The 22947-nt window shown below is 46.4% G+C and carries 21 protein-coding genes; 15 read left to right on the forward strand and 6 right to left on the reverse strand.

Features of this window, described 5'->3' with window-relative positions:
- Nucleotides 1–162 precede the first annotated feature (162 nt).
- The 6 genes from pcnB to NWAT_RS03685 all read left to right on the forward strand — a co-directional run bounded on the left by pcnB (nt 163) and on the right by NWAT_RS03685 (nt 4885).
- Nucleotides 163–1449 carry a polynucleotide adenylyltransferase PcnB gene (pcnB, locus tag NWAT_RS03660; RefSeq protein ID WP_013219809.1) on the forward strand — a complete coding sequence of 429 codons (1287 nt, stop codon included), beginning with the start codon at nt 163–165 and terminating at the stop codon, nt 1447–1449.
- A 4-nt stretch (nt 1450–1453) separates the two neighbouring features.
- Entirely contained in the window at nt 1454–1945 is a 492-nt protein-coding gene (gene folK / locus NWAT_RS03665; protein WP_013219810.1) for a 2-amino-4-hydroxy-6-hydroxymethyldihydropteridine diphosphokinase, read from the forward strand.
- Between the two features lie 27 nt (nt 1946–1972).
- Complete coding sequence (gene panB / locus NWAT_RS03670) at nt 1973–2767, forward strand: 3-methyl-2-oxobutanoate hydroxymethyltransferase (RefSeq protein ID WP_013219811.1); 795 nt, start codon at nt 1973–1975, stop codon at nt 2765–2767.
- Nucleotides 2767–3618, forward strand: coding sequence for a pantoate--beta-alanine ligase (gene panC / locus NWAT_RS03675; protein WP_013219812.1), 852 nt, complete (start codon nt 2767–2769; stop codon nt 3616–3618). Before panB ends, panC begins: the two co-directional genes overlap by 1 nt.
- A 208-nt stretch (nt 3619–3826) precedes the next feature.
- Nucleotides 3827–4099, forward strand: coding sequence for an acylphosphatase (locus NWAT_RS03680; RefSeq protein ID WP_013219813.1), 273 nt, complete (start codon nt 3827–3829; stop codon nt 4097–4099).
- A 330-nt stretch (nt 4100–4429) separates the two neighbouring features.
- Nucleotides 4430–4885, forward strand: coding sequence for a multicopper oxidase domain-containing protein (locus NWAT_RS03685; RefSeq protein WP_013219814.1), 456 nt, complete (start codon nt 4430–4432; stop codon nt 4883–4885).
- 92 nt (nt 4886–4977) lie between these two features.
- On the opposite strand, the gene NWAT_RS03690 is transcribed toward NWAT_RS03685, so the two are convergent.
- Nucleotides 4978–5574, reverse strand: a complete 597-nt coding sequence (locus tag NWAT_RS03690) for a cytochrome P460 family protein (RefSeq protein WP_013219815.1) — start codon at nt 5572–5574, stop codon at nt 4978–4980.
- 51 nt (nt 5575–5625) lie between these two features.
- Nucleotides 5626–7146, reverse strand: coding sequence for a MocR-like pyridoxine biosynthesis transcription factor PdxR (pdxR, locus tag NWAT_RS03695; protein ID WP_013219816.1), 1521 nt, complete (start codon nt 7144–7146; stop codon nt 5626–5628).
- A gap of 556 nt (nt 7147–7702) precedes the next feature.
- On the opposite strand from pdxR, the gene NWAT_RS03700 reads away from it, so the two are divergent.
- From NWAT_RS03700 to NWAT_RS03715, 4 genes are read left to right on the forward strand one after another with little or no spacing between them, the layout of a single operon-like run.
- Entirely contained in the window at nt 7703–9445 is a 1743-nt protein-coding gene (locus NWAT_RS03700; protein WP_013219817.1) for a multiheme c-type cytochrome, read from the forward strand.
- 12 nt (nt 9446–9457) lie between these two features.
- Complete coding sequence (gene haoB / locus NWAT_RS03705; RefSeq protein WP_232420197.1) at nt 9458–10504, forward strand: hydroxylamine oxidation protein HaoB; 1047 nt, start codon at nt 9458–9460, stop codon at nt 10502–10504.
- A gap of 29 nt (nt 10505–10533) precedes the next feature.
- Nucleotides 10534–11256 (forward strand): cytochrome c family protein, encoded by a 723-nt coding sequence (locus NWAT_RS03710; RefSeq protein ID WP_013219819.1) that lies wholly within the window; start codon nt 10534–10536, stop codon nt 11254–11256.
- 19 nt (nt 11257–11275) lie between these two features.
- Complete coding sequence (locus NWAT_RS03715) at nt 11276–11935, forward strand: NapC/NirT family cytochrome c (protein WP_013219820.1); 660 nt, start codon at nt 11276–11278, stop codon at nt 11933–11935.
- A gap of 96 nt (nt 11936–12031) precedes the next feature.
- Here the strand turns inward: NWAT_RS03715 and NWAT_RS03720 are convergent, their stop codons facing one another.
- The 3 genes from NWAT_RS03720 to NWAT_RS03730 form a co-directional block, all read right to left on the reverse strand.
- Nucleotides 12032–12598 (reverse strand): lytic transglycosylase domain-containing protein, encoded by a 567-nt coding sequence (locus NWAT_RS03720; protein ID WP_013219821.1) that lies wholly within the window; start codon nt 12596–12598, stop codon nt 12032–12034.
- Complete coding sequence (locus tag NWAT_RS03725; protein WP_013219822.1) at nt 12598–14322, reverse strand: proline--tRNA ligase; 1725 nt, start codon at nt 14320–14322, stop codon at nt 12598–12600. Before NWAT_RS03725 ends, NWAT_RS03720 begins: the two co-directional genes overlap by 1 nt.
- A 200-nt stretch (nt 14323–14522) precedes the next feature.
- Complete coding sequence (locus tag NWAT_RS03730) at nt 14523–14978, reverse strand: DUF4124 domain-containing protein (RefSeq protein ID WP_232420198.1); 456 nt, start codon at nt 14976–14978, stop codon at nt 14523–14525.
- 217 nt (nt 14979–15195) lie between these two features.
- On the opposite strand from NWAT_RS03730, the gene ndk reads away from it, so the two are divergent.
- The 5 genes from ndk (at nt 15196) to pgi (ending at nt 20634) form a co-directional block, all read left to right on the forward strand.
- Entirely contained in the window at nt 15196–15630 is a 435-nt protein-coding gene (ndk, locus tag NWAT_RS03735; protein ID WP_013219825.1) for a nucleoside-diphosphate kinase, read from the forward strand.
- A 21-nt stretch (nt 15631–15651) separates the two neighbouring features.
- Nucleotides 15652–16770: a bifunctional tRNA (adenosine(37)-C2)-methyltransferase TrmG/ribosomal RNA large subunit methyltransferase RlmN gene (locus NWAT_RS03740; RefSeq protein WP_013219826.1), complete on the forward strand. Its 1119-nt coding sequence runs from the start codon at nt 15652–15654 to the stop codon at nt 16768–16770.
- Between the two features lie 8 nt (nt 16771–16778).
- Nucleotides 16779–17540: a type IV pilus biogenesis/stability protein PilW gene (pilW, locus tag NWAT_RS03745; RefSeq protein ID WP_041350445.1), complete on the forward strand. Its 762-nt coding sequence runs from the start codon at nt 16779–16781 to the stop codon at nt 17538–17540.
- 146 nt (nt 17541–17686) lie between these two features.
- On the forward strand, nt 17687–18958 hold the full coding sequence (hisS, locus tag NWAT_RS03750; RefSeq protein WP_013219828.1) for a histidine--tRNA ligase: 1272 nt from the start codon (nt 17687–17689) through the stop codon (nt 18956–18958).
- A gap of 14 nt (nt 18959–18972) precedes the next feature.
- Complete coding sequence (gene pgi / locus NWAT_RS03755) at nt 18973–20634, forward strand: glucose-6-phosphate isomerase (RefSeq protein WP_013219829.1); 1662 nt, start codon at nt 18973–18975, stop codon at nt 20632–20634.
- A gap of 18 nt (nt 20635–20652) precedes the next feature.
- Here the strand turns inward: pgi and glgB are convergent, their stop codons facing one another.
- Entirely contained in the window at nt 20653–22890 is a 2238-nt protein-coding gene (gene glgB / locus NWAT_RS03760) for a 1,4-alpha-glucan branching protein GlgB (RefSeq protein ID WP_013219830.1), read from the reverse strand.
- Nucleotides 22891–22947: the final 57 nt, after the last annotated feature.

The raw sequence follows: 22947 nt of genomic DNA on the forward strand, positions 1-22947 counted from the left end.
GGGGTGAGGCGTTACTCTACCTAAAATGCCCAAGCATATTCAAAATATAATGATAGTATAAGGGGGCGTGAAGAGATATTTAGGAGTTTATTAAAACAGGGGTAAGGGTATTATACAGCCTCTAAAGCGTTTAGTTTATTTTTAACAGAGGTTATACGAGTTATAGCTACCAATCCGCCTACAATCATTCCTCGTTCTGAGCATATAATTTCACGTGCCAATATCAGTGAGCCCGCTCTTAATGTGTTATATCGCTTAAAGAAAGCAGGCTTTAGCGCCTACTTGGTAGGAGGTTGTGTGCGCGATTTGCTATTGGGTCGTGAGCCCAAGGATTTTGACGTAACGACAGACGCGAGGCCAGAGCAAATTCGAGATTTATTTCGTAGTTGTCGATTAGTGGGACGCCGATTTCGTTTGGCTCATTTGCGTTTCGGACGGGAAATCATTGAAACAGCGACCTTTCGCGGTCCTCCGGAAGAGGGATTGAGCGAAAATGGACGTATTGTGAGTGATAATGTGTATGGAACTCTGGAACAGGACGCCTGGCGGCGGGATTTCTCGGTTAATGCTTTATATTACGACATCAGGGATTTCTCCGTTGTGGATTATACGGGGGGCATGGAAGATCTTGAGGCTGGCCGACTTCGCTTGATTGGTGATCCGGTAACCCGCTACCGGGAAGATCCGGTGCGGATGTTGCGGGCGGTTCGATTTGCCGCAAAGCTAGGGTTTACCCTTCATGCTGACAGTGAAGCGCCGATTTGGGAGCTTGCCTCTTCCCTGCAAGAGATACCTTCGGCAAGACTATTTGAAGAAATACTAAAGCTGTTCCTTGGCGGTTGTGCTGTACAGACCTTCGAGTTACTTCGCCGTTTTAATCTATTCCAATGGCTATTTCCACAAACCGAATCTTGTTTGGAAGAGGAAGAGCAGGGATTTCCCCGGATCTTTTTAGCCCAGGCACTAAGCAATACGGATGCCCGGATTGCAGCGGGTAAGCCGGTAACACCGGCGTTTCTTTTTGCCGCTTTGCTATGGGAGCCTGTCCGAAAGCTTAGCGAGCGTTATCGGCAAGAAGGGATTCCAGAATTCCAGGCGATACGGGAGGCGGCAGAAACTGTACTAGTTAATCAGTCTAGTCATGTGGCCTTACCTCGGCGGTTCTCGTTGCCTATGCGTGAGATTTGGTATTTACAGCCACGTTTTGCTTATCGTCGGGGTAAGCGTCCTCTGCGTTTGCTTCAGCACCCTCGCTTTCGGGCTGCTTATGATTTCCTATTGCTACGGGTACAAGCTGGTGAGGATCAGGAAGAGCTTTGCCAATGGTGGACTGAATTTCAGGAGGTAGGAGAAAAAGAACGTTTACGCCGTGTCAGAGTCTCGACCAAATCCCGCCGCCGAAAGCCTAGGAAGCGGGCGAATAAGCCAGCAGCGCCAACGGAGGTTTAGAAGCATGATCCGGGCTTACATTGGGTTGGGAAGCAATCTTAATCAGCCCCGTCGGCAAGTAGGTCAAGCTCTGACTGAACTTGCTGCTTTGCCCCAAACCAAGTGTGTAGGACACTCTAAATTTTACCGAAGTGCTCCCCTAGGCCCCCAAGATCAGCCCGATTATATTAATGCCGTTGCAGCCTTGGATACTGTACTGGAACCCTATGATTTGCTTGCTAGGCTACAAACTATAGAGCAAAGTCATCATCGTGTCCGGAAGCGCCATTGGGGAGAGCGCACCTTAGATCTTGATTTGCTCTTGTATGGCGATTTAGAAATTGCTACGGAGAGATTGACGATACCTCATGCCAGCTTGCATGAGCGGGCATTTGTACTTTATCCGCTAGCGGAAATCGCCCCTCATACGGTGGTACCAGGAAGAGGAAGGGTCGTTGCGCTTGCCCATTGCTGTTCCCCTGGGGGGCTGCAGTGCTTGGAAAATGATGGCATTTAAACTTTATGGTTGGAAAGGGCCAATTTGATGGGGCGTTTGACTCTTACTAAATTGCGGAAAATGAAGCGGCAGGGTGAGAAAATTGCCATGCTGACGGCTTATGACGCCAGCTTTGCCGCCCTGTTAGAAGCTGCCGGAGTGGAGGTATTGCTGGTAGGAGATTCCTTGGGCATGGTGCTCCAGGGGCAAGAGAGCACCTTACCGGTCACCATGGACGATATGGTTTACCATTGCCGGAACGTGGCCCGGGGAAGTCAGCGTGCTTTTATGCTGGCGGATATGCCATTTATGAGTTACGCCACCCCCATCCAGGCAGCGGATAATGCTGCTCGGCTCATGCGTGAGGGGGGTGTGCAAATGGTAAAATTCGAAGGGGGACGTTTATTGGCTGAGACTGTGGAGTATCTGACGGCGCGCGGTATTCCTGTGTGCGCTCATTTAGGACTGTTGCCGCAATCAGTCCATCGGATGGGTGGTTATCGGGTACAAGGGCGGGGCGAAACCTCAGCACAACAGATTCACGACGATGCTATGATTTTGCAGGAGGCAGGAGCGGATATGCTGATTTTAGAGTGCGTACCCGCCCGCCTTGGTAACGAGATCACGGATGTCTTAAAGATTCCTGTTATTAGTTGTGGTGCTGGCCCTTATTGTGATGGCCAGGTGCTAGTGCTTTACGATATGTTGGGCATCAGTCGTGGAAAGCCACCAAGCTTTAGCCACAATTTTCTCGAGGGAACAAACAATATTCCAGACGCGATCCAAGCTTATGTCAGCGCTGTGAAAAAAAAAGAATTTCCTCCTCTTGAGCTAAGCTACTAATGCGAGTCTTGCGGACTGTTGCCGCAGTGCGTACTACAGTGGAAGACTGGCGAGCCTCCCGGGAAAGAGTTGCGCTAGTGCCAACCATGGGTAATCTTCATAAAGGTCATCTAGCTTTGGTTGAGCGGGCTGCTCAATTGGCGGATCGCGTGATCGTCAGCATCTTTGTCAATCCGCTCCAGTTTAATGACCAGGATGATTATTCGCGTTATCCTCGGACCTTTAAGAAAGATCAGCAATACTTAGCCGAGTATGGGGTAGCGATGGTTTTTGCTCCATCGCTGGAAGATATCTATCCGCAGCGATTGGAAAGCGTAACTCAGGTTGAGGTACCTGGACTTTCAGATATTTTAGAAGGAGCTTCCCGGTTAGGACATTTCAGAGGGGTGACCACGGTTGTGGCGGCATTATTTAATATTATACAGCCCCAGGTTGCGGTATTTGGAGAAAAAGATTATCAGCAGCTGCTTATTATTCGGCGTATGGTCGCAGATCTCGTCATGCCTGTAGAGGTTGAGAGCATAGCTACGGTGCGAGATAAGGATGGTTTGGCATTGAGCTCGCGTAATAATTATCTTACTCAAGAGGAGCGGACGAGGGCTCCGATACTTTTTGGTGCCCTTAGACATGCTGCGGAAGCCATTGAAAAGGGACGGCGTAATTTCCCGATTTTAGAAGAAGAAGGCCGCCAAAGGTTGGTGGAAGCTGGTTTTCGTCCTGATTATTTTTATATTCGAAGGGCTGAAGATTTAGCTGAACCAGGGGAAGGCAAAAATAATATAGCGATTTTGGCGGCTGCTTATTTAGGGAGAGCCCGCCTTATCGATAACGTGCTGGTTCAGTTAAAGTAAGCCGATTAAAGCGTCATAATTAATAAAAATATTATTGAGTACTTAAGGGTTGTTCAGTTTATCAGGATAATCGAAATGCTATCCTCCATACGAGGAATACCACTTCAGTTCAAGCTGCTTGAAAGCTGTTTCAGCTCCTTAATATTTTTGTTTGAAAATCTTGTTTTAGATTTCTGCTAGTAGAAAGATATAAGAGTAGGGGGCAGAGGTGGTTGTTGCGTGTGTACGATGCCTAATTGCTGGTCGAGTTCAAGGAGTAGGGTTTCGTGCTTCTACCCGGGAGAAAGCAATGGAGTTGGGTGTCCGGGGGTGGGTGCGTAATTTACCTGATGGTAGGGTAGAAGCCTTGCTGCAAGGGGAAGTTGGGGCGGTTGGAGCGCTTAAAGAGTGGTTATGGCAGGGTCCGCCTTTAGCACAGGTGACTGATGTGCAATCTGAGATGGTAGAAATTCCAGAAATTCAGATGTTTGAGGTGCGTTAGATTGCTGCTGTTATGTGGTAAAGGGCTAGAAGTTCTCTGCGCTTTTTGAAGAAAGTCATAGGTAAGCAGAAAATTTATTTTTTTACTTGACATTTTTTTATTTGGGTATACAATTAACTCATAAGATGTATTTTATATACCTTTTCATGTCATGGGAAATGCATATTGAATACGTCTTTCTCTTTACCCTAAAAGAGGCAAATAAAATACCTTTTTTGGTAAGTAAATTTTCTTAATGTTATAGGTTTTTAAAGTAACGATTTTTTATACAAATTTTTGCGTCTTATAGAATGAAAGCATTTGTAATGAAAGCATAATGGAGATAATCAAATGAAACTTCTCAATACTATATGGAATAATGTTCGACAACCTGGAGGCCAATTTTTGAGTGGGTCTATTTTAATTTTACTGGGGATGTTTTTATCCACTCAACAAACTTGGGCAAAAGAGTGGGTGTTTACCGTTCCCATTGGTGAGATAAGCGTGCTTTCTTCCGGTAAGCAGAGTGAGAGCGCCGTCGTTCATGTTAATAAAGGTGATAATGTTGTTATTCACGTAAAAAACAATACCCCTGTTGATCACACCGTTCGTTGGCATGGTGTTCATGAGATGAATCACGAGCACAAGGATGGAGCGTTGGAAAAGTCGAAAAGGTTTTTATCTATACAAGAAGCTGTTGAAGCTGGCGGGAATTTTACTTACCGTTGGAAAGCAGAAAAAACAGGTGCCTTTTGGTATCACTGCCATATTAATGCCAATGAGCAGGTGGCGAGGATAGACATGTAACGATAAATGATTTTATAACTATAATGTAGACAAAAAGAGGGGGTATTTAAATACCCCCTCTTTTTGTTTTGTTGACTCCTTACTTTTGCCTACTATTTATTAGGCTTTGCGGCTTGAAGGACCGGGTAATATTGAGTAAAAACCCAATCGTCTTCGGCATTGTTTTGGTGACATGCATTGCATTCAGCAGTAGGTTTGGCTGTAGCTTTACGCGGCAGGGGGTATTTCATGCCATACATAAAATAGGCCCAGTTGCCTGGCTCGTCGGGAAATCGTTTGGAGTTTTTTACGGCCGCCTCTAAACCGGTAAACTCCCCCATGAAGTAACCATTACCCGTCAACGCCTTTTTGGCGCCTACGCTGAGAAGTTCTTTCACTACCATGGTCCCGTCTCGAAATTGGCCAGTTTTTTTCCAGTGGGTAAAGCTTTTCGGATCGATATAAATATTATGAAATTCGGGAACTTCGGCTTTGCCATTGTTCATATCATCGGGTGTTACCGTGGTGCCGACATAAACCCACTCTCTATAACCTTCTGGCTGGAGAAGCTCGTTATTAACGTTAAAAAGTGCTGGAGACGAATCCGCCGCGTGCGTCATTGGGCTGAAGGCTGTATAACTAATCAAGGCGAAGCTAGCAATTTTCCATAAGCAGTGGATTTTATGGTAGATGGAATTAGGTTGATTCATGGGTACCTCTTAGTGATAAAAATTGATCTTATAGATTTTGTAGAGATGGCTTCAATTAGTTTGAGAAGCCAGTTTGGGTTTTGTTGAGGGGTGGCCTAGCTCCTTTAAAAATGCCGCTGCTACTTTGGCGATTCCCGCACAAATTTGGGCTTCGGCAAGAGAGGAATAACCAAGGAGGAGGATACGTTCACTATATTCTTTATGGCCATAATCATAGGCACCTCCGCTCTCTAAGGCATAAATCCCGACTCCTGCTTTCCGAGCAATTGCTTGCATTTCGATAGCTGTAGGAAAATTGGGGGGCAGGTGCCAAACAAGATGCATTCCTCCCTCTAACCCCGATAGCTTAACCTCTCCGAAATGGGATTTTAAGGCGGCTATTAGGCAGTCACGGCGCCGGAGATACATTCGCCGTATTTGCCGCAAGTGCTTGGCGTAGCCACCGTCGGAGATAAAATCAGCCAGGATTGCCTGATCGAGCCAGGGATTACCGTTATCTAGTAAGGCCTTGACTGTCTTTGCCGGTTCCATTAACTCTCCCGGAAATAAAACATAGCCAAGACGAAGTCCAGCACCAATTGATTTTGACACCGTTCCCATATAAATCACGCAGTCATAAGGATCCAACCCTGCTAAAGCCGTCAATGGGGAGCCATTATGCCGGAAGTCGCTATCGTAATCATCTTCAATCAAGTACGCACCGACTTGCCCAGCCCAGTCCAATAATTGAACCCGGCGTTTTAGGGAAAGGGTTGATCCCATGGGATATTGGTGGGAAGGGGTGACATAAGCCAAACTCGCGGGCGCAAGGGGAAGTTTTGAAACCTGTAGTCCATATTGATCTACCGGCACAGGGTGGAGTTGGGCGCCATAGCTCTCAAATACATAAGCAGCTCCCTGGTAGCAGGGGCATTCTGTGACCACACGGGTTCCTTGAGCTATCAATAAACGAGCGACAATGTTTAGGGCTTGCTGGCTGCCGCTGACAACAATAATTTGTTCTGGGGTAACGGCAATACCTCTAGCAGGTCCTAGGTGGTTAGCTACCGCTTCTCGCAGGGCCACAATCCCAATGGGGTTACGATACTCTGTTAGATTGGACCCACTCGCGTTCAGATGGCGTAAAATTAAGCGACGCCAAGTTTTAGTGGGAAAAGAGTGAGGATCCAGACGTCCTACTCGAAAATCTATGGCAAGACCGCTCCGCTGAGAGTTGGCTACTCTTTGAGCCCGGCCTTGAAACAACACGGGATGCCGTTTTGACTGGGGCTTTTCAGGAAGCATGAGCGGTTGCGTGGGAGCCTTGAGGACAAGAGAGTCTGATGGTAAGTAGGAGTTGACATAGGTTCCCACTGCTTCTTGCGTTTGAAGGTAATCCTCGGCAATGAGGCGATCATACGCCAAAAGTACCGTATTACGGGAAACTCCTAGTTGCTCGCTTAAAGATCGGGTGGCGGGCATGAGCGTACCGGGCTTTAGTTTACCACTTAAAATCAGGCTACGAATCTGTTCGAAAAGCTGGTTTTGTAAGGTCTGTTTGCTCTGGCGTTCTAGCTTTAGCGGTAATTGCATAAGCTTTAAGTTAGTACTTGGTTTTTCATAGAATATATTTGGATCTATTCTAAATTGATTTCCTGCGATCACAAATAGGGCCAATTGTAAGTATCTTTAGATTGGCGCCATTTTAAACATAGACTCTTGTATTGCATGGTTACGGTATTTGGATGGTTCGTCGCAAAACATCTCTACCATGGCTTTGTTGCAATGAACTATTTTGTTGTTATACTCAACGCTAGTTGCAGCGTGTGGTAGTGGAGCTTTGCTGATCTAGGCTATACTTTAATAAGCTTAAGTCGTCATGATTATTTAGTTAGAGAATTTGTAGTTCTGCTACATTATCAATAATTTAATTAACTTTGCTCGCAGCTATGCCCAGTATTTTAGAAACAATAATTGGTACCATGCTGCAATATTAAACTGGCTCTATTGGTCTCCTTGTTTTTCATGTAAGTGGTACTTTTCATTGAGGCCAGTAAACCATATAACCACAAAAAACATAGCATTTATGCTTTAGGACTCCAGGTGCGAAGGAGGTCAATATGAGTGACAGTGCAATTAGAGGTCAATTATGAGTGACAGTATAATTAAAAGGCTCTTGCGAGCCATTGCTGCGGTTTTTAGCGTAAGCTTGTTATTCGTGGGCAATGCAAGTGCTGATATCCCGGATGAGCTTTATGAAGCTCTCGGCGTGGATAAATATAAAGCTTCGCCCAAAGAGTTGTACGAGGCAATAACAGAACGTTATTACGATCCAGCCCAAGGGCATGGGGAGGGTAAGTATGCTGAATATTGGGAGCCTCTTCCCTTTAGCCAGTATTTGGACCCTTATACTTATTATTCGCCGCCCGCTCAACCAGCTAAGGTGGCCACCCGTGAGGAATGTATAGAATGCCACGAAGATGAAACTCGGGGGTGGGTTCATGCCTGGAGAAAGAGTGTCCACGCGAATTTAGACGAAATCCGTAATTTACCTAAAGACGATTCCCGTTACTATAAGAAAAAACTTATAAAAGAGGTGGAAGATAACCTCCGCTCAATGGGTAAGCTGGAAAAGAACGAGAATCTGAAAGAAGTGAGCTGTATCGATTGCCATGTTGGTGTTGGTGCTGAAAAAGGCCACCATAATCAGGATCTTCGTCTTCCCGATGCTGCCGTTTGTGGAACTTGCCACTTGCAACAGTTTGCCGAACGGGAATCGGAGCGTGATACCATCGTCTGGCCAGACACGGATGTAAAAGGTAATAAAATTGATCCGGTTTGGCCGCCGGGACGCCCCTCTCACGCGCTTGATTATCAAGCTAATGTGGATCTTGCCACCTGGGCGGCAATGGAAGATCGGGAAGTTGCGGATGGCTGCACCATGTGCCATATCAACCAAAATCGCTGCGACACTTGTCATACCCGCCACCAGTTCTCAGCAGTGGAAGCCCGTAAGCCCGATGCCTGTGGTAATTGCCATAATGGGGCGGATCACAACGAGTATGAAAACTACTTAATGTCTAAGCACGGCACTACCTACCTGATGCTAGGAGATACCTGGGATTGGGAGGTGCCGCTTAAGGATGCTATTGCGGAAAATGAGCAAACCGCACCAACCTGTGCTTTCTGCCATATGGAGTACAAAGGCAGATTTGGCCACAATGTGGTGCGTAAGGTACGGTGGGCCTTCAATCCCCAAGAGAAAATCGCCAATAATCTCGAGCATGAGTGGTATGAGAAGCGTAACGAGGCGTGGATAGAAACTTGTACTAATTGCCATTCCGCTACTTTTGCTGAATCTTACCTTGAGTTTGTGGATAATGGCATTATCTCGGGACTTAAAAAGCAGCTGGAGGCGAAACAAATCGTTGAGGCGTTATATGAGGATGGCTTGCTGCCTGGTCAGAAAACTAACCGTCCTGCTCCACCTAAGCCTGAGCATGATGCCCCCGGGGAGTTCTTCCAACTATTTATTGCAAAGGGAAACAACCCCACTACCGTAGAGTTGCAATATTCAAAAATGTGGGAGCAGGATCTGCTCAAGCATTATAAGGCGCTGGCCCACGTAAACCCGGGTTTTTGGACTTACACAGAAGGCTGGGGACCATTACTGGAGCGCTATACCAATATCCAAGATGCAAATACCCAGCTCAGGGCGTTTGCTAAGCTAAAAAGCCAGGTTGCTATGCTGGAAGGTGATATAAAAGCGGCAAAGCTATTAAATCTGGATAGCCAGGTAGAACGAGCCGTCGTGGGTGGTCTAGGTGGCGGTATGGTACTTGCCGGTGTGGGTTTGGTAGCCTGGCGGCGCAAGCAAAAAACGGAGGGTTAAGCGCCTGTGTCTGTGGCTGAAAATACTATGCCACCTTCCTCAAAAGAAGGAACGAATAAAGCTCTCCCGCTTATTGGCATAATGCTGATAGCGGGGGGGCTTCTCCTCTTGGGCTGGCTTGCCTGGGCATTACTGAGTCCAGCTGGCGGTGAGAAAGCGCCATACCAATATAAAAAGGTGGCAGAAGGCAAAGTGGAAGTATTTCCCGAGCTAGGGCTTGATGCTTACGAGGGAATAACCGTCCGTAAATATGAATTACTTGCCGAGGAAGTGCAAAAGGAACCTTTAGTAGAGCTATATACAGGTTCTAAGGGCAATCGGGCTCCAGTGTTGCTGGAGTGGAAGAATAACCTTATTGAACCCCTGCTAGCGATTAGTAGCACTATTGAAGATCTAACTAAATTGGCTCGAGGAATCGCTACACATGTACCCTCTGAAGCTATGGTACTAAGTTGGTGGGATACCTCTCGCCGGCTTGAATTACTTACCGGGGTAAATACTCTATTCAATGGAAATCTAGCAGAACCGCTATTAATCCCGGCTCCTTGGGCTGATCAGCGAAAGGCGATTGAAAGTTTAGAGCATGAGTTTTGGCAAGTAACCAATTCAAGCGAGGCGAAGACTCGCCAAAAGCGTGTTGCAGAAGCCTTATTAGCCAGTGAAACTGAGGGTGCATCGATACTAAGGGAATTGTCAGGGGGGCAGGAGGCCTATGTTGTTGTGCACTGGTCGGATGCCTATAAATTAGGCGCGATGGAGCCTAAGCGTTTCGGCATTGGTTATAAGGATTTTCCCGGTGGCAGACAAATTCATGGATTAATTCCCCACGTTAAGGACTGGATAACGGAAAATGGCTATGAGTCATATTTAGTGCATCGTTCAGATGAGGACACGATCCGCACCTATTTTTTGACTGGCGGTACTGATAAGAATGCTCTAATAGTCAAGTTGCTACCGTTTAGTACCTCAAACCCAATGGAGCTTGAAGTGCTCAAGTTGGTCGCTCAGTATGGCAGTTATTGGGTTTATTCGTTGCCGCCTGCTAATGATGCTGGTTAATTAGTGTTTTCCTCTAAAGGAGAAAAGTTATGAACCAGATAATTAGATATATATTTTTTTATGCTCTGTTGGCGATCGCTATGGGAACAGCGTGGGCCCAGGGGGAACCACCCTACGATGGCCTTAAGAAATGTAAGAGTTGCCATGAGTCTCAGTATCATTCATGGCTTGAGACGGATCATGGACAGGCGATGAAGTCTTTAGAGCCTGGCGAAGAAGTAGAAGCCAAGGAAAAAGCAGGACTGGACCCTGATGAGGATTATACTGAAGATCCTGATTGCGTCGGTTGCCATGTGACGGGGTTTAGGAAAGATGGGGGCTACGAAATCGATCTCTCCAAACGCTTGAAAAAGTATTTACAGGGCGTTGGCTGCGAATCCTGCCATGGTCCTGGGTCTAGGTATAAGCATATCCATAAGGATGCAGCCGAGAAGTTTGAGGAATCCCAGGAAACGACTCCTCGGCAGGAACTTGCAGTAGCTGGGCAGGTTTTTACTGATAAGGCATTTGAAGAGCGCTGCAATGCTTGTCACCTTAACTACGAGGGTTCTCCTTGGCCTCATGCTAAAGAGCCCTATACTCCCTTTACCCCTGAAGTAGATCCGAAATATGAGTTCAATTTTGAGGAAGCGGTGCATAATGATGAAGCGATGCACAAGCATTATAAGCTAGAGGGTGTTTTTTCTGGTGATCCGGTCGCATCGTTCCATGAAGAATTCCAAAAGCATGCTGCGCCACCGCAGAAAAAATAAATGGTAGGAGTAAAATAATATGCTATCTAAATTAAAACAATGGTGGCAAGCCATTGTTGAGTATTTTAAAGTTCATTGGCGCCCGGTTGCGGTCGGAGCGGGGGGGCTATTTGGTCTCATTGTTATCGTTTTTGGAGGCGAGGCGGCGTTATCAACGACCACCTTTTGCACTAGTTGTCATTCTATGTCTTATCCGTATGAAGAATTGCAGGAGTCTGCTCATTATGGCAGATTTGGCTTTGAGCCCCAATGTAAGGATTGCCATATTCCTCAGGGGTTAGGGAACTTTCATAAAGCGGTCTACACTCATGTGGTGGATGGGGCACGAGAACTTTATTTAGAACTTGTTAACGATTATTCCACGCTTGAAAAATTTAATGAGCGCCGGCAAGAAATGGCCCATCATGCCCGAATGAATCTAAAGGGATGGGATAGCGTGACTTGCCGAGATTGCCACCAGGATCCACAACCGGCAGCTAAATCCGGCCAGCGAGCTCACAAAAAGCTTGATGAAGGTTGGACCTGCATTGATTGTCATCAAAATCTTGTGCATGCTCCTGTGGAGCATACTGATCTTGATGCAAGTGAACGGCGCGGCGAGATGGTTATTATGGAAGAGATAGATTGGACAGACCGTAATCCGTTGGCCGGAGTGGAGACTCGTTCGGTAAGAAATTAAATATAAACGCGATTGCAGTATTTTTTTGTGTTAGATTTTATAAAAGCCCCAGCTAAAACTGGGGCTTTTTTGAACCGACGAGCGGGAAAATACCTATTACTGCCAATGGTGGAGGGCTTTATAGACCCGGTCTGGATACCATGCTTTTCCGATACTGCCATTATAGCGGGCTAGAGCGCGGGTAAGATCACCTTTTTCACGGTTAATGTAGCGCCGAAGAATAGTGCAACCAAAACGCAGATTGGTTGCAATGTCCATAAGGTTATCTTCTTTATGGCCAATTTCTTTGAGCCAAAAAGGCATGATTTGCATAAGGCCGCGGGCACCCGCTTCAGAAATAGCAAAGCGGTTAAAGTTACTTTCTACCTCAATAACGGCGAGTACAAGTTCAGGAGCTAGCTTTGCCTGGATCGCTTCACGGTGGGCTAAACGTAGGAGCGTCAAGCGCTCTTTTATCTGAGGAATGCGGATTTTAAGACGGCGTTCCATATCCAATAACCAGACTTGGGCATGAAACGTGTCTTTAAACCCATCCTTCTTTCCGATGGCGGAGATAAGCTGTTGCCGCATCTGTTTATTATTGGATGGCTCAATAGAAGTAGTACCCAGCAGGATAGGAAAAGAGACTAAAATAAATAATCGAATATAATATAGGAGTTTCATTACCTCCTAGGTATCGGAGTTTTTAATTGGTCCTTGAGTCCGGAAATAAAGTTATCTAACTGAATAACACAAGTTTTTCCATCCTGACGCCGCTTATATTCGACAGTACTATTTTCTAATCCCCGCTCACTGATCACTAAACGATGGGGAATACCGATTAGATCCATATCAGCGAATATTACGCCAGGGCGTAATTGTCGGTCATCGAGCAGTACCTCAAATCCTGCTGCTTGTAGCTCGGTATAGAGCTGGTCACTCATTTCCTTTACCCGCACTGATTTATGTGCATTAATAGGAACGAGCGCTAATTGGAAGGGAGCAATGGGCGCAGGCCAGATAATACCGTGCTCATCATGATTTTGCTCAATAGCGGCAGCTACCACGCGAGAAACGCCAATACCATAACAGCCCATTGCCAAGTTGATAGCTCGACCTGCTTCATCTAACACAGTAGCATTCATGGCCTGGCTATATTTTTTGCCAAGCTGAAAAATATGGCCTACTTCGATACCCCGAGCAATGGATAAGGTTCCCTCTCCATCAGGGCTTGGATCTCCATCGACTACATTGCGAATATCCGCTGTGGTGGGCTCTGGTAAATCCCGCCCCCAATTAACTCCGGTGAAGTGTTTACCCTCCATATTAGCACCGCAGACAAAATCCGCTAACTGAGCCGCGCTGTGATCCACAATAAGGGAGATCTCAAGACCCTTGGGGCCTATGGAACCGATAGAGGCATTGCAAGTTTCCCATACCTGTTCGGGTGTGGCAAATTGAAGAGGGTTGGCTACTTGAGGAAGTTTTTGCGCTTTCACCGCATTGAGTTCATGGTCACCCCGTAGTGCGAGAGCTACTAACTCTCCCTCGCTGCCTTGCACTAACAGGGTTTTGATGCAGCGCGAGGATGGAATGTTAAGGAATTGGCTGATTTCTCTAATAGTGCACTGCCCTGGTGTTTCTATTAAAGAAAGTGTTTCTTTTGGCGTGGCTGGTTTATCGGTAGGGGGGAGGGCAACCGCTAATTCTACATTGGCGGCATAGGCACTTTTATCCGAGAAGGCAATGGCATCTTCACCAGAGGTAGCCAGCACATGAAACTCATGGGATGTTTTGCCGCCAATCATTCCAGTATCAGCTTGTACCGCTCGGAAGGTTAATCCGATTCGATCAAAGATACAAGAATAGGTTTCATACATTTGGTGATAGGTTTGACCTAATGATGTTTGGTCTGTATGGAAAGAATAGGCGTCCTTCATTAAAAATTCCCGTGATCGCATGACCCCAAATCGAGGTCGGATTTCATCTCTGAATTTCAACTGTATTTGGTAAAAATTGGCAGGCAGCTGTTTATAACTCTGTATCTCACGGCGGATGAGATCAGTAATGACTTCCTCGTGAGTAGGGCCAAAGCAGAAAAATCGTTGATGACGATCAGTAAAACGCAATAACTCTGACCCATATTGCTCCCAGCGTCCTGTTTCTCGCCATAGCTCAGCAGGCTGTACTGCTGGCATTAATACTTCCTGGGCACCAGCTTTATCCATTTCTTCACGGATAATATTTTCAACCTTGCGCAGTACGCGTAAGCCCAGGGGGAGCCAGGTATAGAGGCCTGCTGCAAGTCGGCGGATAAAACTTCCCCTAAGCATCAACTGATGGCTGATTATCTCGGCGTCAGCTGGGGTTTCGCGGGTGGTAGTAAGCAAATATTGAGAGGTACGCATATCTATTAACGGAGTATTATTAGCCTCAATTAAATCATAGAGGCTGTTTATGGTAATAATTGTGCGCTATCTAAAAGCTATTTTAAGATTGTCTTTTATTGTGGGTGCCCTTAATTTTATGGTGTTTTTAGATATTCTTCGCTAGACTTGTAGCGCCCAAAAATCATTTTTAAAATTTTTCAATCCTGAAGCGCTGGCATTCAATCACAATTTTCCTCAATTTGTTGTTTTGCTTCGGTAATATGGGCGTGCCGTTCCTTCTCGTTTAAACGGGTATAGTTGCCACTGCTGTCACCAATGCGCAAACGAGGATTTCCCTTGTATAATGTTAAATTTTTGCGAGCTGCTTCGCAGTTGTGCTTACGGGCAGCCTGCTGCTTTTCCTCTTGCGCTTGTTGCTTTGCTGCCCTTTCTCGTGCAGCCTGTTCTTGCTCCAAGCGTTCAAGGCGCATATTTAAAGATTCGGCAGGCATTTTTAGCTTATCTGGAGCAGGTGGCGAAGCCATCTTTTTAGTTTCCCGATCAGGTGGCGGCCGTTGAGAGTAGTGAGTAACTCCCTTCTCATCCACCCATTTGTAGGCGCTATCTGCTGCTATAGGGACTGCTAAGCTCATAAAAAGCATGGCGATGAATGTTAACAGAAGGAATATCGGCATTTTTGGAGCCATATTGGTATTGGGTATGTTATTTTATTACACTCAGAATTATAATTTGGAATTATGAAAAGCGTTTGCTATTAAAGGTAAAGACTTCAAATATCTATGAAGTTTATATTGTTCTGGGCATAAGCGCTGGCTAAGATGATATAATTTATTTCCAGGGAATTCTTTACTTTTATTGAAATTCTTTGCCTTCCAAAGGAGCATAGTATAAATGGCGATTGAGCGCACCCTCTCCATTATTAAGCCAGATGCGGTTGCCAAGAATATCATCGGGGAGATTTATACCCGCTTTGAAAAAGCGGGTCTACGGATTGTAGCGGCTCGCATGTTCCACTTGTCAAAGGAGCAAGCCCAGGGGTTTTATGCGGTCCATAAGGAGCGGCCTTTTTATAATGATTTGGTTGGGTTTATGACCTCGGGTCCAGTCATGGTGCAGGTTTTAGAGGGAGAGAATGCTATTGCTAAAAATAGGGAGATAATGGGGGCAACCAACCCTAAAGAAGCCGATCCAGGCACAATACGCGCCGATTTTGCGGAAAATATTGATGCTAACGCGGTTCACGGCTCTGATGGATCAGGGACGGCTGAGCAGGAAATCAATTTTTTCTTCAAACCAGAAGAAATTTGTCCGCGGATCATTGGCTAAAGGGCAAAGCTTCTTACGATCATGACCGACTCCAGAACTAATCTGCTTAATCTGGATCGAGCTGGGTTGGAAGCCTTTTTTACCTGCCTCGGTGAAAAACCGTTTCGTGCCCGCCAGGTGCTTCGTTGGATCTATCAGCGGTTTGTCACTGATTTTAGCGCCATGACTGATCTTAACAAGTCGCTACGGAAACGTTTGGCGGAGAGTGCGGTGATATCTCTTCCGGAGATAGTTCAGCAGCATCGCTCGGCTGATGGAACCCGTAAATGGTTGTTACGCATACATGGGAACAACTGTATTGAAACGGTGTTCATCCCTGAAGAAGATCGGGGTACATTATGTATTTCATCCCAGGTAGGCTGTATTCTGGATTGTTCTTTTTGTGCTACGGGAAAGCAAGGATTTAACCGTAATTTAGCAATCTCTGAAATTATTGGCCAGCTGTGGCTAGCGAATAAAATCTTAGGACGAACTCCCAAAGGTGAGCGCATCATCACTAATGTGGTGATGATGGGTATGGGAGAGCCTCTTGCTAATTTCAATAATGTTGTTGCCGCCATGAATTTAATGCTAGATGATTTTTCTTACGGATTATCGTGGCGTCGTGTAACTCTTAGCACTGCGGGGATGGTTCCCGCAATAGATCGGCTACGAGCTGTTTGCCCGGTTAGCCTTGCGGTTTCTCTTCATGCGCCTACCGATAAGCTGCGCGATGAACTTGTTCCCTTAAATAAAAAATATCCTTTGGAGGATTTGCTATCAGCATGTCGGCGCTATGTTGCTGGGGATAGAAGGCGCGCCGTGACCTTCGAGTATGTCATGTTGGCTGATGTGAATGATTCCTTTTCGCATGCCCGTGCTTTGCTGCGGTTATTACAAGGTTTGCCTGCCAAGGTTAATCTCATCCCTTTCAATCCTTTTCCGGGTAGTGTTTATCGTCGTTCTGATGCCGAGACTATTGACCGCTTTCGAGAAAAATTGTTACGGGGAGGAATTATGACTGTTACCCGTAAAACTCGCGGTGATGATATTGCAGCTGCCTGTGGTCAGCTGGCAGGCCAGGTTCAAGATCGTACCCGCCGCACCATGGATAGGCAGCGTTTGGTGGGTGCCTTACCCCGGTCTTCATTAGTGTTATGAAGCTCGGAATGATCGGTGTATTTACTATTACACTACTTGCCCTCGCAGGCTGTGCCTCAATCTTCTCCTCTCAAGAGCAGGTTACACCCTCGATTGACAAGGAGAAAGCAGCCAAGATTAATGTTCAGTTGGGAGTAGAGTATTTTAAGCAAGGCGAGTTGGAGCAGGCGTTGAAAAAGCTAGAGCGCGCTATCCAGCAAGATCCGGACATTCCTAGTGCCTACAATGCTATGGCTCTTCTCAAGCAACGCTTAGGCCAGACAGAGGAGGCAGAAAAATATTTTCAGCGGGCTATAAAGTTGGATCCGGCGTACTCGGAAGCTCAAAACAACTATGGAGTTTTTCTTTATAATCAGGGGCATTATGGAGATGCGGAGGCGCGCTTTTTAGAAGCCGTTAAGAATCCTTTATATGGCACACCGGAACTAGCCTACGAGAATGCAGGGATGGCCGCCCAAAAACTAGCGGAATTTGATAAAGCAGAGAGATATTATCGCAAAGCCTTGCAGCTTGAGCCAAGATTACCCAAGTCTTTATACCATATGGCTGAAATAAATTTTGAGAAAGGCCATTACCAACGAGCGCAGGAATATTTGCAACGTTATCGGGTGGGAGCTCGGCATACCCCCAAATCCTTATGGCTTGGCATCAAAATTGAGCGTGAACTGGGCAATGAGGATGCAGTGTCTAGCTATGCTTTATTGTTGAGGCGGAATTTTCCCGATTCCCCGGAAACTAAGCTACTGCAAAAAAGCTTAGATAGGCAGTAGGGGATTGTGATAGATGGCGTTGCTACTAGCATTCCATGCATGCTGAAACTCGCGCGGATACCTTTCTGTCAGAGGACGCAAAAGCGCTCTCATAGCCAAACTTGTGGCTGCCTGGGGATTTTTCCTCTAAATAAGGTTTAGGTGTAGTGAAAAAGATACAAGCTATCCGGGGGATGAATGATCTCCTTCCAGATCAAACTCCCCATTGGCAACGGGTAGAAGATGTCTTATCTAGAGTGCTGGCTAGCTATGGCTATCAAGAAATCCGCCTGCCCCTATTAGAGTCTACGGAGTTATTTCGGCGTTCCATTGGTGAAGTTACCGACATTGTTGAAAAGGAGATGTATACCTTTATTGACCGTAATGGAGATAGTTTAACTCTGCGGCCAGAAGGTACGGCAGGCTGCGTTCGGTCTATCTTGCAACATGGCTTGCTTACCCAAGGTTCCTTGCGCCTTTGGTACTATGGACCCATGTTTCGCCATGAGAGGCCGCAAAAGGGTCGTTACCGCCAATTTTATCAAATTGGGGTAGAGGTTTTGGGTACCGAGGGGCCTGATGTGGATGCCGAGCTTATTCTGATGACAGCTCGTTTCTGGCGACAGTTAGGGCTGCAGGATCTGCACTTACAAATTAACTCCCTTGGCTCCCCCGCGGCACGGATTGCCTATCGGGAACGTTTAGTAGATTTTTTTACGGCGCACGAGGATGTTTTAGATGAAGACAGCCGTCGTCGACTTCATAGTAATCCTTTACGTATTTTGGATAGTAAGAATCCTGCATTACACGAAATCATTGCGCGGGCGCCCCGACTTTTAGATTATTTGGATGATGATTCGTGTGCTCATTTTGAGGCTCTGCAGCACACGCTTGATAGTGCCGGTATTGCCTATAAGATTAACCCGCGACTGGTTCGAGGCCTAGATTACTATACGCGAACAGTTTTTGAGTGGGTAAGCGATCAGCTAGGCTCTCAGGGGACGGTTTGTGCGGGTGGCCGCTATGATGGTTTGGTAGAACAGCTAGGGGGGCAATCTATACCTGCAGTTGGTTTTGCTCTGGGTTTGGAACGCTTAGTCGCACTGCTAGGCGAGCAAGGTCGCTTGCAAGCACCACTTCCTGCCGATCTCTATTTAGTTGCCGTGGGTTCGCAGGCGGAGCAGGAGTCGCTATTGTTTGCCGAGCAGTTGCGAGAGGCTATTCCAGCTGCGCGGCTACAGGTAAATCATGGTGGTGGAAGTTTTAAAAGCCAATTGAAGCGAGCTGATCGCAGTGGTGCCCGGTGGGCGCTCATTCTGGGTGAAGATGAAATTCTCCAGGGGACGGTCAGTGTCAAAGATCTGCGTCAGAGGAAGCCGCAGGAATTGGTGCCTCAAGACAAATTATCTGCTTATATTAAGCAGCAACTCCAAAGTTAAAATTTGGAAAATTGATGAAATCTTCTCTAGCGCAGGCTCACTCCTGGGTTTCCCTTCTCCAGCATTATGACTGCATAAAAAAGCAGCATATGCGGGATTTATTTGTAACCGATCCTAAACGGTTTGATAAGTTTTCTCTTATTTTCAGTAACATATTATTTGATTTTTCTAAGAATCGGCTCACGGAAGAAACGCTGAAACTTCTACTCGACTTAGCCCACGAGCGAGAATTGCAGCAAGGGATTAGCCGCATGTTTGCCGGCGAGCCGATTAATAATACAGAGAATCGCCCCGTTTTGCATGTTGCATTACGCAACCGTGCTAATCGCTCCATTATGGTAAAAGGCAAGGATGTGATGCCCCAGGTGAACGCTGTTTTGGAGCGTATGAGGAAATTTTGCGATAAAGTGCATGGTGGTCAGTGGCGAGGGTTTAGTGGGGAGCGCTTAACAGATATTGTCAATATCGGGATTGGTGGTTCTGATTTGGGTCCCGCCATGGTTACCGAAGCCCTGCAGCCCTATGCTAAATCTGGTTTCCGGGTCCATTTTGTTTCTAATGTCGATGGAACCCAATTAGCCGAAACTCTCAAAACCATTCGACCCGAGACCGCCTTGTTCGTAATTTCTTCAAAGACCTTTACGACTCAGGAGACTTTAACTAATGCTCATAGCGCACGGAATTGGTTTCTTCGTGCAGCACCTGACGATAAGGCGATAGCTAAGCATTTTGTTGCGGTCTCTACTAACCGGTCTGAGGTAGAAAGATTTGGCATTGATCCCTGCAATATGTTTGAGTTTTGGGATTGGGTTGGTGGTCGTTATTCTCTTTGGAGTGCTATTGGGTTATCCATAGCTCTTTACCTTGGTATGGAGAATTTCGAACAATTGCTTGAAGGTGCCTACGAGATGGATAATCATTTTCGGGAGACACCTCTCAGGCAAAACATACCGGTAATCGCCGCCTTAGTGGGCATCTGGAATATTAATTTTTTAGGGGCTCAAAGCCATGCTGTTTTGCCTTACGATCAGTATTTAGAACGGTTTCCTGCCTATTTACAGCAATTGGAGATGGAAAGTAATGGCAAACATGTGACCCGCGGTGGAGCATCCGTGAATTATGCTACAGGTAATGTCATCTGGGGGGCGCCTGGCACTAATGGTCAGCATGCTTTTTTCCAGCTCTTGCATCAAGGGACACCGTTAATAACGGCGGATTTCTTAGCGCCTATTGAATCCCACAATCCTATGGGAGAGCATCACCAGATATTATTATCCAATTTCTTTGCTCAGACCGAAGCCCTGATGAAAGGAAAATCCGAGGCTGAAGTGAGAACAGAGCTAGAAAAAGCGAATCTTGCCGAGGGGGAGGTAGAGTTGCTTATCCCTCACAAGCTTTTTGAAGGCAATCGCCCCAGCAATTCTTTCCTCTTCTCTAAGTTGACACCTTGGACACTGGGCGCATTGATTGCCTTTTATGAGCATAAAGTGTTTACCCAGGGTCTTATTTGGGATATTAATTCGTTCGACCAATGGGGGGTAGAATTAGGTAAGCAGCTGGCCAAAAAAATTTTACCAGAACTACAGGATACCGAGGAGGTGAATAGTCACGATTCCTCTACCAACGGCCTGATAAATTATTATAAGTACATCCATCCGTCCCCACCCATAAAATGAGCGCCTTATTTTCCTGGGTTAAGGAGAGTTAGTAGTGGGCATTTTGTTTGTCAGCGGCTTTAACTGCAGCACGATTCCTGCCAACGGAGGCACCGTAATATTGATGGAATAGGGCTGTCCCATCCAGGTCATATCATCAGTCTGGATGGTTTGGCTATTACCCATATTACTGCCACCATAGTAAGTAGAGTCCGAGTTGAAGCACTCTAAATAAATCCCAGCTTTTGGAACCCCAAGGCGGTAATTAGTGCGAGGCACCGGGGTAAAATTTAATACCACAATCACAAAATCCCCATCCTTTAGACGTAGATAACTTAATACCGATTGAGCAGAATCATGGCAGTCAATCCACTCAAAACCTTCTCCAGCGAAATCATAGTAATGAAGGGCAGAGAGACTGCGGTAGAGGTGATTAAGATCCTTGATAGCTGTTTGTACCCCTTGATGAACAGGATAATCCAGCAAGTACCAATCTAGGGCTCGGGATTCGTTCCATTCTTCTCCCTGTCCGAATTCACAGCCCATGAATAACAGCTTTTTGCCGGGATAGGTAAACATCATAGTATAAAGTAGGCGAAGATTGGCAAATCGCTGCCATTCATCTCCAGGCATTTTGTAGAGTAAAGATTGCTTACCATGGACCACTTCGTCATGAGATAAAGGTAGCATGAAGTTTTCGTTAAAGGCATACAGCAGCCCAAAGGTAAGGGCATCGTGATGGTAATGGCGGTAAATAGGATCTTGGCTCATGTAAGAAAGAGTGTCATTCATCCAGCCCATATTCCATTTCATGGAGAAGCCTAGACCTCCAAGATAGATTGGGCGGGAAACCATAGGCCAGGAAGTTGATTCTTCTGCGATGACCAGAACCCCCGGATGTTGTGCATGAAGCACTTTATTCAGTTCCCGTAGAAAGTCGATGGCTTCAAGATTCTCGCGGCCTCCATATTTGTTAGGTATCCAATCCCCTTCTTGACGGGAATAATCTAGATATAACATCGAAGCTACTGCATCTACCCGTAGACCGTCGATATGGAATTCTTCGAGCCAATAGAGGGCGGAAGAAAGCAGGAAATTTTTTACTTCATGGCGGCCGTAGTTAAAAATAAGTGTTCCCCAGTCCCGATGTTCTCCTAAGCGGGGATCTTCGTGCTCGTATAGGGCGCTGCCATCAAATCGGGCTAAACCATGGGCGTCTTTTGGAAAATGCCCCGGCACCCAATCCATAAGTACGCCAATGCCATGGAGGTGACAGTAATCTACAAAGTAGCGGAACTCATCAGGTTTGCCGAAGCGGCTCGTAGGCGCGAAATAGCCGGTTGTCTGGTAGCCCCAGGAGGCATCCAAGGGGTGCTCGGTGACTGGTAGAAGTTCAATGTGGGTAAACCCTGTTTTTAGGACATAATCTACAAGTTGTCGGGCTAGTTGGCGATAGTTAAGGAAAGTACCATTTTCGTCCCGTTGCCAGGATCCTAGGTGAACCTCATAGACTGAAATTGGCTGATGTAGCCAATCGAACTGCTTGCGTTGGTGCATCCATTTCTTATCTTGCCATAGGTAGTTATTTTTGGCGGCTACAATAGAGGCCGTGTGAGGGCGCTGTTCGAATCGTTGCCCGTAAGGATCAGATTTGAGATGAATTGATTTATGGTTGCGATTACGAAGTTCATACTTATAGAGAGTTCCCGGTTTCAAACCAGGAATGAAGAGCTCCCAGACTCCGGTCAAACCTCGAAGTCGCATGGGGTGGCAGCGGCCATCCCAGCGATTGAAGTCTCCTACTACGCTTACTCGCTCAGCCTCGGGCGCCCATGTGGCAAATAAAATACCACTGATTCCATCCACGCTTACAGGATGAGCGCCGAGAATACGGTAGACATGCCAGTGTTTCCCTTCTCCAAAAAGATGAAGATCGTAGTCGGAAAGCTGTGGCGGGAAGCAGTAGGGATCGTATTCATGGTGGGTAAATCCCATCTTGTCCTCCCATAAAATTTGATAGGGCAAGGGGAGATTCTTAGGGTTTCCATGCCATTCGAATAAATGTAGTACCGAGGAGCGCGCCATTTCCTGGGGAGGCTCGCTTCCAACCCATGCCCGGATCGCGTGGGGGAGATAGGCCCGCACAACGATACCTTTTCTATAGGGGTGAGGTCCTAGTACCCTAAAAGGATCTGAATAGCAAGCATTTACGAGTTTCTCGATTGCTTCTGAAAATTCCGGAGCTATGGGTTGCGTGGAATACTGGGAATCGTTCATGATGCACTTATATTTTGAAGGTTATACGCTATACTATATTTTAAAAGGTAGGGGATA

The sequence above is a fragment of the Nitrosococcus watsonii C-113 genome, from assembly GCF_000143085.1.
In the GTDB taxonomy this organism is placed as follows: Bacteria; Pseudomonadota; Gammaproteobacteria; order Nitrosococcales; family Nitrosococcaceae; genus Nitrosococcus; species Nitrosococcus watsonii.

Coding starts and splice junctions, on each gene's coding strand:
- pdxR (WP_013219816.1), bottom strand. CDS start 7,146: ATGCAATTACCGCTAAAGCTAGAACGCCAGAGCAAACAGACCTTACAA.
- NWAT_RS03720 (WP_013219821.1), bottom strand. CDS start 12,598: ATGAAACTCCTATATTATATTCGATTATTTATTTTAGTCTCTTTTCCT.
- pilW (WP_041350445.1), top strand. CDS start 16,779: ATGATCGGTGTATTTACTATTACACTACTTGCCCTCGCAGGCTGTGCC.
- pgi (WP_013219829.1), top strand. CDS start 18,973: ATGAAATCTTCTCTAGCGCAGGCTCACTCCTGGGTTTCCCTTCTCCAG.
- glgB (WP_013219830.1), bottom strand. CDS start 22,890: ATGAACGATTCCCAGTATTCCACGCAACCCATAGCTCCGGAATTTTCA.
- folK (WP_013219810.1), top strand. CDS start 1,454: ATGATCCGGGCTTACATTGGGTTGGGAAGCAATCTTAATCAGCCCCGT.
- NWAT_RS03740 (WP_013219826.1), top strand. CDS start 15,652: ATGACCGACTCCAGAACTAATCTGCTTAATCTGGATCGAGCTGGGTTG.
- NWAT_RS03690 (WP_013219815.1), bottom strand. CDS start 5,574: ATGAATCAACCTAATTCCATCTACCATAAAATCCACTGCTTATGGAAA.
- NWAT_RS03715 (WP_013219820.1), top strand. CDS start 11,276: ATGCTATCTAAATTAAAACAATGGTGGCAAGCCATTGTTGAGTATTTT.
- NWAT_RS03725 (WP_013219822.1), bottom strand. CDS start 14,322: ATGCGTACCTCTCAATATTTGCTTACTACCACCCGCGAAACCCCAGCT.
- panB (WP_013219811.1), top strand. CDS start 1,973: ATGGGGCGTTTGACTCTTACTAAATTGCGGAAAATGAAGCGGCAGGGT.
- NWAT_RS03730 (WP_232420198.1), bottom strand. CDS start 14,978: ATGCCGATATTCCTTCTGTTAACATTCATCGCCATGCTTTTTATGAGC.
- NWAT_RS03685 (WP_013219814.1), top strand. CDS start 4,430: ATGAAACTTCTCAATACTATATGGAATAATGTTCGACAACCTGGAGGC.
- NWAT_RS03700 (WP_013219817.1), top strand. CDS start 7,703: ATGAGTGACAGTATAATTAAAAGGCTCTTGCGAGCCATTGCTGCGGTT.
- panC (WP_013219812.1), top strand. CDS start 2,767: ATGCGAGTCTTGCGGACTGTTGCCGCAGTGCGTACTACAGTGGAAGAC.
- ndk (WP_013219825.1), top strand. CDS start 15,196: ATGGCGATTGAGCGCACCCTCTCCATTATTAAGCCAGATGCGGTTGCC.
- NWAT_RS03710 (WP_013219819.1), top strand. CDS start 10,534: ATGAACCAGATAATTAGATATATATTTTTTTATGCTCTGTTGGCGATC.